Source organism: Clostridium bornimense (assembly GCF_018917145.1).
GTDB lineage: Bacteria > Bacillota > Clostridia > Clostridiales > Clostridiaceae > Clostridium_AN > Clostridium_AN bornimense_A.
In genome coordinates this window covers 21019-36336 of sequence record NZ_JAHLOD010000032.1, presented here as the reverse complement: position 1 = coordinate 36336, position 15318 = coordinate 21019, and the positions used below count along the sequence as shown (strand labels likewise).

At 28.0% G+C, this 15318-nt stretch carries 16 protein-coding genes and 1 other RNA gene; 14 read left to right on the top strand and 3 right to left on the bottom strand.

From position 1 onward, the window contains the following. Window positions 1–269: 269 nt before the first annotated feature. The gene (locus tag KQI30_RS11480) at window positions 270–2288 is read left to right on the top strand and encodes an amylo-alpha-1,6-glucosidase (RefSeq protein ID WP_216463460.1); all 2019 of its coding nucleotides are present in this window, start codon (window positions 270–272) and stop codon (window positions 2286–2288) included. Window positions 2289–2404: 116 nt separating this feature from the next. On the opposite strand, the gene KQI30_RS11475 is transcribed toward KQI30_RS11480, so the two are convergent. After that, the gene (locus tag KQI30_RS11475) at window positions 2405–3229 is read right to left on the bottom strand and encodes a ComEC/Rec2 family competence protein (protein WP_216463459.1); all 825 of its coding nucleotides are present in this window, start codon (window positions 3227–3229) and stop codon (window positions 2405–2407) included. Window positions 3230–3329: 100 nt separating this feature from the next. Here KQI30_RS11475 and KQI30_RS11470 point away from each other — a divergent pair, with 100 nt between their 5' ends. The 7 genes from KQI30_RS11470 to KQI30_RS11440 all read left to right on the top strand — a co-directional run bounded on the left by KQI30_RS11470 (window position 3330) and on the right by KQI30_RS11440 (window position 8523). After that, entirely contained in the window at window positions 3330–4034 is a 705-nt protein-coding gene (locus KQI30_RS11470) for a lysophospholipid acyltransferase family protein (RefSeq protein WP_253287484.1), read from the top strand. 70 nt (window positions 4035–4104) lie between these two features. Then, a complete protein-coding gene (locus KQI30_RS11465; RefSeq protein WP_216463458.1) occupies window positions 4105–4404 on the top strand; it encodes a hypothetical protein in 300 nt (99 codons plus the stop codon). A 49-nt stretch (window positions 4405–4453) separates the two neighbouring features. Next, window positions 4454–4632, top strand: a non-coding RNA gene (gene ssrS, locus KQI30_RS11460) — 6S RNA. Between the two features lie 100 nt (window positions 4633–4732). Then, window positions 4733–5653, top strand: coding sequence for an HPr(Ser) kinase/phosphatase (gene hprK / locus KQI30_RS11455; RefSeq protein WP_216463457.1), 921 nt, complete (start codon window positions 4733–4735; stop codon window positions 5651–5653). Beyond that, entirely contained in the window at window positions 5637–6194 is a 558-nt protein-coding gene (locus KQI30_RS11450) for a 5-formyltetrahydrofolate cyclo-ligase (protein ID WP_216463456.1), read from the top strand. Before hprK ends, KQI30_RS11450 begins: the two co-directional genes overlap by 17 nt. Window positions 6195–6261: 67 nt before the next feature. Further along, window positions 6262–7674: an aminopeptidase gene (locus KQI30_RS11445; RefSeq protein WP_216463455.1), complete on the top strand. Its 1413-nt coding sequence runs from the start codon at window positions 6262–6264 to the stop codon at window positions 7672–7674. A 24-nt stretch (window positions 7675–7698) separates the two neighbouring features. Continuing rightward, on the top strand, window positions 7699–8523 hold the full coding sequence (locus tag KQI30_RS11440) for a prephenate dehydratase (protein ID WP_216463454.1): 825 nt from the start codon (window positions 7699–7701) through the stop codon (window positions 8521–8523). Between the two features lie 26 nt (window positions 8524–8549). Here the strand turns inward: KQI30_RS11440 and KQI30_RS11435 are convergent, their stop codons facing one another. Then, complete coding sequence (locus KQI30_RS11435) at window positions 8550–9389, bottom strand: PHP domain-containing protein (RefSeq protein ID WP_216463453.1); 840 nt, start codon at window positions 9387–9389, stop codon at window positions 8550–8552. A 124-nt stretch (window positions 9390–9513) separates the two neighbouring features. Here KQI30_RS11435 and KQI30_RS11430 point away from each other — a divergent pair, with 124 nt between their 5' ends. Genes KQI30_RS11430 through folK form a run of 6 tightly spaced genes read left to right on the top strand, consistent with a single transcriptional unit; the run spans window position 9514 to window position 14302 of the window. Then, a complete protein-coding gene (locus tag KQI30_RS11430) occupies window positions 9514–10104 on the top strand; it encodes an anthranilate synthase component II (protein ID WP_216463452.1) in 591 nt (196 codons plus the stop codon). After that, entirely contained in the window at window positions 10097–11437 is a 1341-nt protein-coding gene (gene pabB, locus KQI30_RS11425) for an aminodeoxychorismate synthase component I (protein ID WP_216463451.1), read from the top strand. Before KQI30_RS11430 ends, pabB begins: the two co-directional genes overlap by 8 nt. Before the next feature lie 20 nt (window positions 11438–11457). Beyond that, a complete protein-coding gene (locus KQI30_RS11420; RefSeq protein ID WP_216463450.1) occupies window positions 11458–12153 on the top strand; it encodes an aminotransferase class IV in 696 nt (231 codons plus the stop codon). Window positions 12154–12168: 15 nt separating this feature from the next. Further along, on the top strand, window positions 12169–12663 hold the full coding sequence (locus tag KQI30_RS11415; RefSeq protein ID WP_216463449.1) for an HD domain-containing protein: 495 nt from the start codon (window positions 12169–12171) through the stop codon (window positions 12661–12663). 12 nt (window positions 12664–12675) lie between these two features. Then, entirely contained in the window at window positions 12676–13494 is an 819-nt protein-coding gene (gene folP, locus KQI30_RS11410) for a dihydropteroate synthase (RefSeq protein WP_216463448.1), read from the top strand. Continuing rightward, window positions 13487–14302 (top strand): 2-amino-4-hydroxy-6-hydroxymethyldihydropteridine diphosphokinase, encoded by an 816-nt coding sequence (folK, locus tag KQI30_RS11405; protein WP_216463447.1) that lies wholly within the window; start codon window positions 13487–13489, stop codon window positions 14300–14302. Before folP ends, folK begins: the two co-directional genes overlap by 8 nt. A 507-nt stretch (window positions 14303–14809) precedes the next feature. Here folK and KQI30_RS11400 read toward each other — a convergent pair. Beyond that, complete coding sequence (locus KQI30_RS11400; RefSeq protein WP_216463446.1) at window positions 14810–15283, bottom strand: DUF4883 family protein; 474 nt, start codon at window positions 15281–15283, stop codon at window positions 14810–14812. Window positions 15284–15318: the final 35 nt, after the last annotated feature.

Genomic DNA, 15318 nt, shown 5'->3' with positions numbered 1-15318 from the left:
CTATGTTATTATTCATTTGAATAACCTCCTTGGTATTTTTGTTTTGCAATTATCATTTTACCTAGGGAGGTTATTTTTTTCAATTCTTATAAAGTCTCAAAACAGGAATGCTGTGCACTTTGAACTGCCTTGACTGTGCACTGAAATTAGCCTTACTTGTGCCCTACTTTGTGTCATAATACCATTAAATGGTGGTCTATAATGTAGATAAATGATATAATAATTTACGTAATCATTTTCATTAAGTTTTATAAAAAAGTGAGGGAATTATGGAGAAGATATATAAGTTAGGGAAATCAAGTTGGAGAACTATTGAAGAAGGTAATGAGCTTTCTTGGATGATAGGAAATGGTATTGGTGGATATTCAAATAATACAGTGATAGGTGGAGGAGCTACAGCATTTCATAGCTATCTTGTGGCATCATTAAATCCACCAGTAAATAGAGTAGCTCTTTTTACAAGAACACAAGAAGAAATAAAAATAGGAAATAATAAAATAGATTTAGCATCTCAGCAATATGTTAACAGTGCAAAAAATGGTGAGAAGTATTTAGAAAAATTTATTTTTGATACTGTACCTGAATACGTTTATAGAGTAGATGATACATACATAAGAAAAACAATAGCCATGGAGTATGGACATAATACTGTTGTTGTATGTTATGAGATTGAAAATGGTATAGAAGATTCTAAGTTAAAGATAGTACCATTGTTTAACTGTAGACAAGCTGGGGAGCTTAGTGAAAAGTCAGAATTAAAATTTGATATAGAACTAAAAGATAGAATATTAAAATTGAAACCTAAAAATAATGAAGAGGTAAATATAAATTTTTATATTTCTGAAGGAGAATTTTATGATAGAAGTTTAATTCCTACGACTATGGCTACACCAAATTATTTATTTGAAGAAAATAATTATTATATCATTGATAATAGAACAGGATCATTGGGGTTAGATAATCATTTTACTCCTTATGAAATAAATATAGATATTAAAGCATTTGAAAAGAAGAAGTTTTACATAAAATGTACTATTGAAGAAATTAATGATAAAGATGGATTTACTATATTAGAGGAATATAAAGAAAGAGCAGAAAAGATTGTTAAAAATGCAGGTTATGATGATAATTTTATAAACAATCTTATAAAGGCAGGAGATCACTTTATAGTAAATAGAAATAGTACAGGTTTAAAAACTATTTTAGCTGGATACCCATGGTTTACTGATTGGGGAAGAGATACTATGATTGCTTTTGAAGGTTTAGTTTTAGTACCTAAAAGATTTAAAGAAGCAGAAGAGATTTTAGAGTCTTTTGCAATGTATGTTAAAAATGGATTAATACCAAATCTATTTCCAGCTGAAAATACACCTCCTGAATATAATACGGTAGATGCATCATTATGGTATTTTCAAGCTGTATATAAATATCTTCAATATTGTAAAAATACTGATAGTTATGATTTTGTTAGAGAAAAAATATATCCTAAGCTTATAGAAATATTTAAGGCTTATTCAACTAAAACTGATTTTTCAATTGGTATGGATAGTGATGGCTTAATATTTGCAGGAGATGGACTAGATCAGGTTACTTGGATGGATGTAAGAGTTGGTGAATTAGTAGTAACACCAAGACATGGTAAACCAGTAGAAATTAATGCTTTATGGTATAATGCTCTACACATATTAGAAAGGTTATCAATTGAATTTGGTGAAGAATATAAAGTTTATTCTAAGTTAGTTACAAAAGTAAAGAAATCATTTAACGATAAGTTTTGGAATGAAGAAAAACAATGTTTGTATGATGTTGTTGATGAGTATGACGATAAAATACGTCCAAATCAAATATGGGCAGTATCACTGCCATTTTCTATTCTAGATGAAGATAAAGAAAGAAAAGTAGTAGAAACTGTTTATAAGCATTTATATAATACATATGGATTAAGAAGTCTTTCATATATGGAAGATGGTTATAAAGGTAAATATATTGGAAAATTAATTGATAGAGATTGCGCATATCATATGGGTACTACTTGGGGATTCTTAATTGGTGGATTTATTACTGCGTATTGTAAAGTTAACAATCATTCAAAAGAAGCTATAAAAAGAGCTAACGAGATGTGTTGTATATTCCAAGATCATATGAGAGATGGATGTATTAATGGTATAGCAGAAATTTTTGATGGTGATTTTCCATCTACAGGTAGAGGGTGCTATTCTCAAGCTTGGAGTGTAGCTGAAGTATTAAGAGCATATGCAGTGGAGGTATATCCTTATCTTGAAAAGTAGTATAAATTCTATATAAAGTTATTACAATTAATATGAGGATATCGTATAAAGGGAGTTATCGCTAAGAAATTTTTTTTAATGCGACAACTCCTTATATACACTATTCACCAACAACTTTAATCTTCAGTATTAATTGTACATTTGTTATTTTTTACAATTACATCTATTGTGCCATCAACATCTGTTCTAAATATATGTCTTTTTGTATATTTATTTAGAGTATCTAATGTAGATTTTGCAGGATGACCGTAACTATTATATTTTCCAACAGAGATAATAGAGAAATCTGGAGAGGCTTTTTTTATAAATTCTGCACTAGAGGAAGTATTGCTGCCATGATGACCCACTTTTAAAAAGTTGCAATGAATATTCTCAGAAATAATTTGATTTTCTATTTCATCTTCGGCATCACCCATAAGTAAAAATATATATTTTTCAAAAGTGATTTTTAATACTATGGAAAAGTTATTATCATTACTGGAAGTATCATTTTTTGGTGATAAGACCTGTATGTTCAAATAATTTGAAAAATCGAAATTTGTAGGAGTATTAACTAAAAAAGTATTCGTTGTTTTAGCTTTAATAAGTTTAAATAATGATAACAACTCTTCGTTATCTACATCAATTTTTGAAGTATAAAAATTATGTACTTTAAAGTTAGTTATAATGGCATCTAAGCCTCCATAATGATCTTTGTGAGGATGGGTTAGTATTAAGTGATCTATGGCGTTAACTCCCCGTTTTTTTAATGAATACACTAAATATTTTTTTGTATCTTCGTCACCTCCATCAATAAGGATTGTACTATCAGGAGTTTTTATAAGTATTGAGTCTGCTGATTCTACATTAAAGAATGTCACGAGTAATTCTGAATTTAGGTTTTCTGAATCACTAATTAGAAAAGGTAAAAAAATTAAAAGTAAAATATAAATTTTCTTCATAATAGTAATTATAGACAAATACGATATACTTTAGTCATGTTGAAAAAAGATATATAAAAAGGTATAATCAAGTGTAAGTTTAGCAAGAAAGGACTTAGTTATGAGATTAATTAAATATGTAAAGCTATTATTTTTAATGATATCAGTTCATTTTTTAGGTATCAAAGTTGATAAAAGATTAAAAAAAGGTGAGGATCTAGAAGATTATATTTACAATGAAGTAAATAAGTGGGCAAAAAAGGTTAATAAAATAGTAGGAGTAGATATTACAGTAGAAGGAAAAGAAAATCTTCCAGAAGGAAATTGTTTTTTTGTTTCAAATCATCAAAGTTATTTTGATATTATGACTATTCTTGCATCAATTGAAAAACCTTTAGGGTTTATAGCAAAACAAGAACTTAAAACAATGCCTATAGCAGGAAAATGGATGGAAAGAATAAGATGTAAATTTTTAAATAGAGAAAATCCAAGAGAAGCTATTAAAACAATGAATGAAGCAGCAGAAGAATTAAATAACGGATATTCTATGGTTATTTTCCCAGAAGGTACAAGAAGTAGAGGCGGAGAAATAGCTGAATTTAAAAAGGGAAGCTTAAAGATAGCAACTAAAGCTAAAAATGTTCCAATAGTTCCATTAACTATTGAAGGAACATATAATGCCTTAGAGAAAAATGGATTAAACAGCGCAAAAGTTAAGCTTGTTATAGACAAACCTATATATATAAACGACTATTCAAAAGAGCAATTAAATGAATTAGCTAAACAATGTTATGATATAATAAAAAGTAATCATGATAAAATGTAAAAAGTATTAAAAGCTGTTGCACAAAAAAGTGTAGCAGCTTTTTCGATAATATTTATTAAGGAGAAATCTTATGAACAAAAAAGGTATATGTGAAATTTTAGAAGAAAATAATATTGATATTTTAAGTGAAGATGGAGATATTATAAATATAATATATGAATTTGATGATGTGGAAATTGCAAGTTCTAAGTCATTTTGTGAAAGTAATGAAGAAATAGAGAACTATCTTATGGAGTTAGCAGAAGATAACTTGTCAGAAATTTTAGAGGAAATTGAAGAGGAATTCAACATAATATGTAAGTTAACAAAGACTGAATATAGTAAGGAAGGTTATATTAAATATTCATTGGAATTAACTGACACTAATTAATATAGATAAAGGTATTGATTTTTTATATTTCTTTGATATAATTTGTTTATAAATCCTGAAGTGTTCGATGGATCTATAATTGTTCAACCTACAGATTAATTCCGGGATTATCAACATAATTATGGAAGTGGAGCTTTGTATCAGAAAGTTGACTGAAGTAATTTGAGGTAAACCCACCTGCTAGAGTGCGGGTGTGAACAAATAGATTAACGGCATTTTGGGATTTTTTATTTATTAATAGTATATTTTATAAAATAACTTTATAAAATATAGGAAACAATATATAATTATTTGTAAAGGTTAACTATTTAGGAATGGGGATATGTTTATGAGCGTTAAAATAAATAAACTTATTGAAGATATGAATTTAGAAGTCCTAGTGGAAGGTGATCCTAATGTAGAGATATCAGTTAGTGATATAAACAGACCAGGATTACAATTTTCAGGGTTCTATAATTACTTTGCCAATGAAAGAATTCAAATTGTTGGTAATGCAGAATGGAGCTTTTTAGATACTTTAAGAGAAGAATTGAGAGTAAAAAGACTTAAAAAATTCTTCAAATATTCAGTACCTTGTATAATCATTGCTAGAAATTTAAAGTGCCATACGGAGTTATTAGAAGAAGCAAGAAATAATAATACTTGGTTACTACAAACAGAAATGTCTACAACAAGATGCATTAATAAATTGATGAATTATCTTGATAAAGAAATGGCACCAGAAACTAGAATACATGGAGTTCTTGTTGACATTTATGGTATAGGTATCTTAATTACAGGAGAAAGTGGAATAGGAAAAAGTGAAGCTGCTCTAGAATTAATTAAGAGAGGTCATAGATTAGTAACTGATGATGCTGTAGATATAAAAAATATAGATGGAATTCTATATGGAAGCAGTCCATACATAACAGAAGGAATGTTAGAAGTTAGAGGTATGGGTATCATTGACATACCTGCATTATATGGATTGAGTTCAGTATTAAATGAAAAGACTATTGATTTAGTAATTTATATTGAACAATGGAAAGATGGAAGAGATTATGATAGACTTGGTATTCAAAACAAGACAATGGATATTTTAGGTATTAATGTTGATAAGATAGTAATACCAATAAGACCAGGAAGAAATATAGCAGTAATCATAGAAGCCGCTGCTGCTAATTATAGATATAAATTTAACATGAAAGAATCTCCTGTTGAAAAGATTGAAAGAAGAGTTGAGGAGTCTATTAGTGACAATAGAAAATAAAAAACTTATTAGGAAACATATCTTAGAGAAAAGAAAAAATATTTCAAAAGAAGATAAAGAAGAAAAAGATAAAATTATTTTAAAAAGAATATTGAATTCACAAAAATATAAAGAAGCAAAAAAACTGTTTATATATGTTTCCTTAAAAGATGAAGTTGATACTATTGAATTAATAAAGGCGGCGCTTAGGGATAATAAAGAAGTATTTGTTCCATACGTTGTTTCAAAAGCTGAAGGAATGATTGCTGTTAATATTAAATCTTTAGAAGATTTAGAAACTGGTAGTTATGGAATTTTAGAACCTAAAGATATAAGCAAATCTATCAAAGACAAAACTCAATTAGATTTAATAATTGCTCCAGCTGTAGCAATAACTGAAACTGGATATAGGATAGGATATGGTGGAGGATTTTATGATAGGTTCCTTCAAGATATAGGAAAAGATACAGTTGCAATTGTTATTGTATATAAGGAGCAGATTACAAAAGATATACCAATAGAGTCTCATGATTACATATTTGATAATATAATATATGCTTAGTATATGGTGGCATAATTGCGACAAATAATGTAAAATATATATGTAGACGTAACAAGGAGGATGAACGATGAGCGAGAAAATTGATTTAGGTTTAGTTAAAAAATATGAATACGCTTGGGAAAAATATTCAGAAAGTGATTTAAAAGATGTATTTTCTTTTAGTGAAAGATATAAAAAATTTATGTCACAATGTAAAACTGAAAGAGAATGTGCAGCTGAATTTATAAAAATAGCTGAAGAAAATGGATTTAAAAATTTAGATGAGTTAATTAAAAATAATACTACATTAAATAGTGGGGACAAAATTTATTATAATAATAAAGATAAATCAGTAGTATTTTACATAGTAGGTGAAGAACCTTTAGAAAAAGGCTTGAACATATTAGGGGCACATATTGATTCACCAAGATTAGATTTAAAACAAAACCCATTATATGAGGAAAGTGATTTAGCTTTATTTGAGACTCATTATTATGGTGGAATAAAGAAATACCAATGGGTTGCAATACCATTAGCTATTCATGGTACTGTTATTAAAAAAGATGGATCAAAAGTTAACATAGTTGTAGGTGAAGATGATAATGATCCTGTATTTAATGTATCTGATCTTTTAATTCACTTAAGTGGAGATCAAATGACAAAAACAGCATCTAAAGTTATTGATGGAGAAGCTATGAACTTGTTAGTTGGTTCTATTCCTATAAAGAATAAAGAAGAAAAAAATAGAGTTAAATTAAATATTCTTCAAATTATAAAAGAAAAATATGATATAGACGAAGAAGATTTTGTTACAGCAGAAATAGAACTTGTACCATCAGGAAAAGCAAGAGATTTAGGTTTAGATAGATCTATGGTTATAGCTTATGGTCAGGATGATAGAATTTGTGCTTACACAGGTTTTGAAGCAATATGTAATATAGATAAACCAAGAAAAACAGTTGCTTTAATTCTTGCAGATAAAGAAGAAGTTGGTTCTATTGGAAACACTGGTATGCATGGAAGATTCTTTGAAAATTCTTTATGTGAAATAATGAATTTAAAAGGTGAATATAATGAGATACATTTAAGAAGAGCACTTAATAATTCTAAAATGTTATCTGCCGATGTAACAGCTGCCTTTGATCCAAACTTCCCATCAGTGTCTGAGAAAAGAAATTCAGCTTATTTTGGAAAAGGATTAGTATTTTCAAAATATACAGGAAGCAGAGGAAAAGGTGGATGTAATGATGCCAATGCTGAATTTATGGGAGAACTAAGAAACATTATGAATAACAATAATGTTAGTTGGCAAACTTCAGAACTTGGAAAAGTAGATCAAGGTGGCGGTGGTACTATCGCATATATACTTGCTCAATATGGTATGGAAGTAATTGATTGTGGTGTAGCACTACAAAATATGCATGCACCATGGGAAGTATCAAGTAAAGCTGATATTTATGAAACTTTTAGAGGATATGAAGCATTTTTAAGAGAAGCATAGAAAAAATTTATTGGGGGAATGGTTATGACAAAGATAATAACAGTGGGGCCGAAAGGAACATTTTCAGATGTTGCAACAAATATTTATATAAATAATTCGAATAAAAATTATGAAATAGAATATAGATCAAGTATTAACGATGTTTTTATGTCAGTAGATAGTGAAGATAAAATTGGAATAATACCAATAGAAAATTCCCTTGATGGATATGTTGAACCGGTATTAGATTTATTTTCAGAAGGAAACTTAAAAATTATTGAAGAGTTAAAAGTACCTGTTCATTATGCTTTTGCTGGAAATGCTACGGGGTTAGATGAAATAAAAACTATATACGGTCAATTCAAGACACAAGGACAATGTATGAAGTTTTTAAATTCTATAAAGGATGCAAAAGTAGTTACTACATCTAGTGATATGGAATCCTACGAAAAACTTAAAGAAGGAAATCAAGGAGACGGTGCTATTATTCCGTCAAATATATTAAAAGATAAATGTGATTTTCATTTTACAATAGATGATGTTACAGATGATGAAAACAATGTAACAAAATTTATTGTAGTAGCTAAAAATGATAGTGAATATGATAGTAGTAAACAATATAGAACATCAATAGTAATTCATGGCGAAGATAAGCCAGGAGAATTATCTAACATTCTTAGTCAATTCTCTAGTAATGAAATAAACTTAAAATCTATAGTTTCAAGACCAACTAGAAAAAAGCTAGGTAGTTATTCATTTTATATAGATATCGAAGGAAATTATCCTAATAACGATAAGGTGAAAAAATCTATTGATGAAATTATGAAAACAAATAAAATTTCAATCTTAGGATCATATTATATAAAATAAAAAGAAGAAGGAAATCCTTCTTCTTTTTATTTTAATTTGTTTAAGGCATCTAAAAATATATCTAATTCGTCACCTTCTAAGTATTTTGTTCCAATAATTCCATGCTTAGTATCAGAAGAATCTTTTGTATGAAAGTCTGATCCAGCTGTGGTAAATTTATTAAATCTTTTTGCTAAGTTTAAAAATCTTCTAGTATCTTCATCAGTATTTAAAATATATCTACATTCTACCCCATCAAAATTAAGGTTAAATAATTCTTCAACAGGATTCTTTTTTATAAGAATAGGATGAGCTAATACCGCAATACCATTAGATTCATGAATTCTTTTTATTCCTTCTTCTGTTGATATTTTTAAGTTAGGAACATAGGCGGGACTTTTTTTGCATAAAAAGTTATCAAAAATATAGTCGTAGCTATAATTATATCCGCTATCTATTATAGTTCTTGCAATATGAGGTCTAGCTACAGAACCTTTAGATTTTTTATATACATCATCATAAGAAATTGATATATTAAAGTATTTTTCTAAATTAGCTACAATTTTTTTTGCACGTTCTTTTCTATAATCTACTAACTGCTTTAAAAAATCTTGAAGATTAGGGTCTTTATATGATGAATCTTTAAAATAAGCTAAAACATGAACAGTTTCATCATTATATATTGTTGATAGTTCAAAAGCAGGGATAACTTTTATTCCAAGTTTTTCTCCAGTAGCTATGGCTCTTTCAACGCCATCAGTGGAATCGTGGTCTGTAAGTGCCATAATATCAAGTCCTCTGTCTTTAGCTAATGATACTAATTCTTCAGGTGATAGGGTACCATCTGAACATGTTGAATGACTGTGAAAATCTCCTTTTGTATACATTTGTATCCTCCTATATATTCTTTAATATGATGATACACTAAAAATCAATTACTATCAAATACCCTTTTATACTTTAAGAATAATATTAAATTTTGTATAATTATAATGAAAAGGAGATAGAAAAATGTTTTTAATGATAGATAATTACGATTCATTTGTATACAACCTTGTTAGATATTTTAAAGAATTAGATGTAGATATTATAGTGAAGAGAAATGATGAAATAACTATAGATGAAATCAAGAATATGAATTTAGAGGGAATTATAATATCTCCTGGACCTAAAAAACCAAAAGATGCGAAGATAAGCTTAGATATAATCTATAAGTTTAAAGATAAGATACCTATTTTAGGTATATGTTTGGGACATCAAGCTATTTGCTATGGCTTAGGTGGAAATGTTGTAAAAGGGAAAACTCCTGTCCATGGGAAAGTATCAAAAGTTACTCATAATGGGAAAAGACTATTTATAGGGTTAAATAGCCCATTTAAGGTTACTAGATATCATTCGTTAATTGTGGATGAAGAAATATTACCAGAAGGGTTTAATATTGATTGTAAAAGTGATGATGGTGTTATTATGGGGATTTCCCATAAAGAATATCCTTTGTATGGTGTGCAGTTTCATCCAGAAGCTGTCCTTACTGAATATGGACATGATATTTTAAAGAATTATATAGGTTTATGTAAGGAATGGTGGCAAAACTATGACTAAGGTGAAAAAACTTAAAAAGTATGTTAATGAATTTGATGTATTTATGAAATTTCATAAATATAAAGATATAGCTTTTTTAGATTCTTCTCTTAAAGATAGTAGGGGAAGATATTCTATTATAGGGCTTAATAGTTATTTGAAAGTTGAAATAGATGATAGTTTAAAAGTTAACGGAGAAATAATAAATGAAGACCCATTTTCATATTTAAATAAATTAATTATAGATAATTACGAGAAAAACAATACAGATTTGCCAATAATATCAGGGGCAATAGGATATTTTTCTTATGACTTTGGAAGAAAACTAGAAGTTTTACCATCTACCGCTATTGATGATTTAAATATACCTAAGTGCATATTAAATTTTTATGATAACTTTATTATAATAGATAATAAGGAAAAAGCTATTTATGTAACTGCTGTTGGTAAATTAGAAGACTGTGATAGATCTATTTTGAAGATAGAAGAAATAATTTATAATAGTTATCATGTAGAAGAAGATAAGAAAGAATATTCTATAGAAGTAGAATCTAATTTTAATAAAGAGAAATATCTAAAAACTATAGATAAAGTAATAAACTATATTGAAGAAGGCGATATTTACATATGCAACTTAACACAAAGGCTTAAAGTTAAAACAAATAAGAAGCCAATAGATGTGTTTAGTAAGCTTAGAAAGATTAATCCATCGCCTTTTGGAGGATATATAGATTATAATGATTTTAAGATAGTATCATCGTCTCCAGAGAGATTTTTAAAAATGAAAGATGGTCATATTGAAACAATACCGATAAAAGGTACAAGAAAAAGAGGAGAAAATAAAGAAGAAGATAATGTTCTTAGAGAAGAATTAAGAAACTCAGAGAAAGATAAAAGTGAATTATTAATGATAATAGACTTAGAAAGAAATGATCTAAGTAAGGTATGTAAGGAAAATAGTATTAAAGTAGAAGATTTGTTCTCTATTGAAGAATATGCAACAGTATTTCATTTAGTAACAAAAGTTACTGGTGAGATTAAAGAAAATAAAACTGTTATAGATCTTATAAAAGCTACTTTCCCAGGAGGATCAATTACTGGTGCACCTAAAATTAGGGCAATGGAAATAATAGAAGAGTTGGAGAACTTAAGAAGAGGAATTTATACTGGAGTTATGGGTTATATTGGCTTTGATAATAGTTGCGATTTAAGTATTATAATAAGGACAATATTATTTAAAGAAAATTACGGATACATAGGTGTAGGTGGCGGTATAACTTATGAATCTGATAGAGATTTCGAGTTTGAAGAAACTATACAAAAAGCAAAAGCTCTTTTAGAAGCAATGAAATAGTAGGAGGAAATTAGGGTATTATGAAATTAGATGAGGGATATATGTTTGGAATAGGAGCTTTCGAAACAATTCTTATTAAAGATTCAAAAGCAATTTTTATAGAAGAGCATTTAAAAAGGTTAAAAGATTCTTTAGAGATATTAGGCATAAAAAATGAAATTGCTAAAAGTGATGTATTATTATATATCAATGATAGAAAAATAGAAAATGGAATTTTAAAGATAATGGCTTCAAAAGATAATACAATACTTTCTTTTAGAGATAATAAATATACAAAGGAAGACTATATAAGAGGATTTAAGTTATGTGTTTCAGATGTTCTAAGAAATGAGACTTCTAAGCTAACTTACATAAAGTCTTTTAATTATGGTGACAATATTTTAGAAAAACAAGCTGCAAAATCAAAAGGATATGATGAGCCTATATTTTTAAATACAAAAGGCTATATTTCTGAAGGTGCAACAACTAATATATTCTTTATAAAAGATAATGAAATATATACCCCTAGAATAGAAAATGGATTATTAAACGGAATAATCCGTCAGAAGATATTAGAAAAATATAAAGTTAAAGAAGTAGATATTAGGTATGATGAAATAGGACAATATGATGAAGTGTTTATCACAAATTCTGTGTTATCAGTTATGCCAGTTAAAAGTATAGATGAATATAGTTTTACAATAGATAAATCAAGAAATATTTCTATTGATATGTAAAGGGGCTACTAGTATATGGAGAGAGTTACTAAAATTATTTCTAATGAGTTATACAAAAAAAGTCAATTAGCTATAGAAAATCTTGAAAAAGAACGTAAGTTTTGTAATCATGATTTCAATCATTATATAGATACAGCAAGAATAGCATATATAATTTCTTTAGAAGAAGGGTATAATGTGGACAAGGAAATTATATATGCAACGGCTCTATTGCATGATATCGGTAGAGTAGACGAGTATACTTTAGGTATATCTCATGATATCGCTTCTGCAGAGAAAGCAAAAATAATTTTAAAACAGTGCTTTTTTGAAGATAATGAAATAGAAATTATATATGAGGCTATTAAAGATCATAGAGGATATAAAAATATAAAATCAAAAGAAAAAGAAATGACATTATCTGAACTATTATACAGAGCAGATAAGTTAAGTAGGTGCTGTTATAATTGTGATGCCTATTTAGAATGTAAGTGGGATGATGAAATTAAAAACAATAATATTAAGTATTAGGAGTTGATATAAATGTTAATTGGGAATAAGGAATTTGACTTAAAAAACAATACATATGTTATGGGAATATTAAATGTAACACCGGATTCATTTTCTGATGGTGGAAAATTTAATAATGTGTACAGTGCCATAGAAGCTGCAAAAAAGATGGTAGAGGATGGAGCTGACATAATAGATATTGGTGGAGAATCTACAAGACCAGGGGCAGAATATGTTTCAGTAGAAGAAGAATTAAATAGAGTAGTTCCAGTAATTCGTGCATTATCTAAGGAAATAAATGTTCCAATATCTATTGATACGTATAAAAGTAAAGTTGCAGAGGAAGCTGTAAAGGCTGGTGCATCTTTAATTAATGATGTATGGGGATTTAAAAAAGATCCTGATATGGCTAAAGTAGCAGCTAAGTATGATGTAGCAGTATGTCTTATGCACAATAGAAATAATAAAGAATATAATTCGCTATTAGATGATATGATGGATGATTTAAAAGAATCTATAAATATCGCTAAAAAGGCTGGTGTTAAAGATGAAAAAATTATTTTAGATCCAGGTGTAGGATTTGCTAAGACATTAGAAGATAATTTAGATGTTATGAATAACTTAGAAAAGTTTAATGAATTAGGATATCCAGTTTTACTTGGAACATCAAGAAAATCTATGATAGGATTAACATTAAATTTACCAGTTAATGAACGTGTAGAAGGAACTATAGCAACTAGTGTTATTGGTGTTATGAAGAATATGTCTATAATTAGAGTTCATGACGTAAAGGAAAATAAAAGAGCTATAGATATGACTAAGGCAATATTAGGGAGAAATATAAATGGATAAAATATATATAAAAGGTTTAGAGGTTTTTGCAAACCATGGAGTTTTTAAGGAAGAAAAGAATTTAGGACAAAAATTTGTAATAGATGTTGAGTTAGGGTTAGATTTAAATGATGCAGGAAGATATGATGAGCTTAATAAAACCGTACATTATGGATTATTAAGTGATGTTATAGCAGAAGAATTTGCAAAGAAAAGTTATGATCTTCTAGAAAAGGCTACATATGAATTATGTAAATTTATTCTTGTAAATTATGATGTATCATCTGTGAAGGTAACTTTAAAGAAACCTTGGGCTCCAATTAAGAGAAGCCTTGATTATGTAGCAGTAGAGATGGAAAAGAGATGGCATAAGGTATTTCTAGCAGTAGGCTCAAATATGGGAGATAAAGAAAAAAATATAAAAGATGCCATAGAGATTTTAGATAAAAATGAAGAAGTAAAAATAAAAAAGGTGTCAACATTAATTGAAACAGATCCAGTTGGATATTTAGATCAAGATAAATTTCTAAATGGAGCTATTGAGATTGAGACTATTTTTTCTCCAAAAGAGCTAATGAGGGAACTTCTTAGAATAGAAGAGGTATTAAAAAGAAAAAGAGTTATAAAAGATGGTCCAAGAACAATAGATCTAGATATTCTTTTATATGATAACTTAATAAGTGATGATGAGTTTGTAACGTTACCTCATCCAAGAATGGAAGAAAGATCATTTGTGATAACACCACTAAATGAAATAGCACCAAATGCTGTACATCCACTATTAAACAAGAGAATATCGACAATTAATAAGATGCTTAATAATATATAAAGGTTATACTAATATTTTTGTATATCTTATAAATAAGGAGGTGTCGCATTAACAAATGAAAAGTTGTTAGCGATACCTTCTTTTACTATGGAACAAGACAAGGAACACGTAAGGCTAATCCATAATTATGGATAATTTTACCTGATGGGGGAAATATTATAGTCCTGCGGGACGGCGAGGTACAATTTTATTTATAGATATATTTAATGCATATATAAAACTGTTATACTTTAGTGTTGTTTTTTACGAATCATGCCATTCCAATCCAAGCTATATGAAAGCAAAGCTTTCATTAGCCCCCTGTAACAATTCTATATCAAATATAAATATCTTAAGGAAACTATCTTATTCTATACACAAAATCGTGTCGCTTATGATTTTAGAAATTTCCAAAATGGAATTTTATCCACAACTGTGCTCTGATATATACCTGTACCCTGTGCCTTGATATTTTATTTTGAAAAAAACTGCCGCACTTTAATCTAACTCCTTTGTGCGACAGTTTTTTTATTTATAAGTTTTAGGATTTATAAACTCACAATAATTAAAAAATTTATAACCCTCAGGGATATTATCACTGGTGAAAAACTCTTTATTTCCTTTTCCGTCCCATGGAAATACTGATACCAGTCCATCTTTATATATTTCTATTACAAACTTTTCATTTGATTCAAATGTTATAAATAATTTATATGTAGGAGTTTCATTAAAGTTTTCGTCTAGTTCTTTTAGATTATCTATGCACAAGTAATCAATGGAGTTATTTAACATTTCACTTTGATAATCATTTATTAAAAAGTTTCTATTAAATTTAACTTCTAATAGCTCTACAGAAGAAATTTTATATGTATCTAAGTTATTTTTTAATTTGTCAATATATTTACAAGGGTCATCAGTATCTTTAGTTATTTTCAAAGTACAGGATGTCATTAATATTATGGGAAGTATTAATAAAGGTAGAAGCTTCATAAGTTTTTTCATTTATTTTATCACCTCAATAAATTATACTTAGTTAA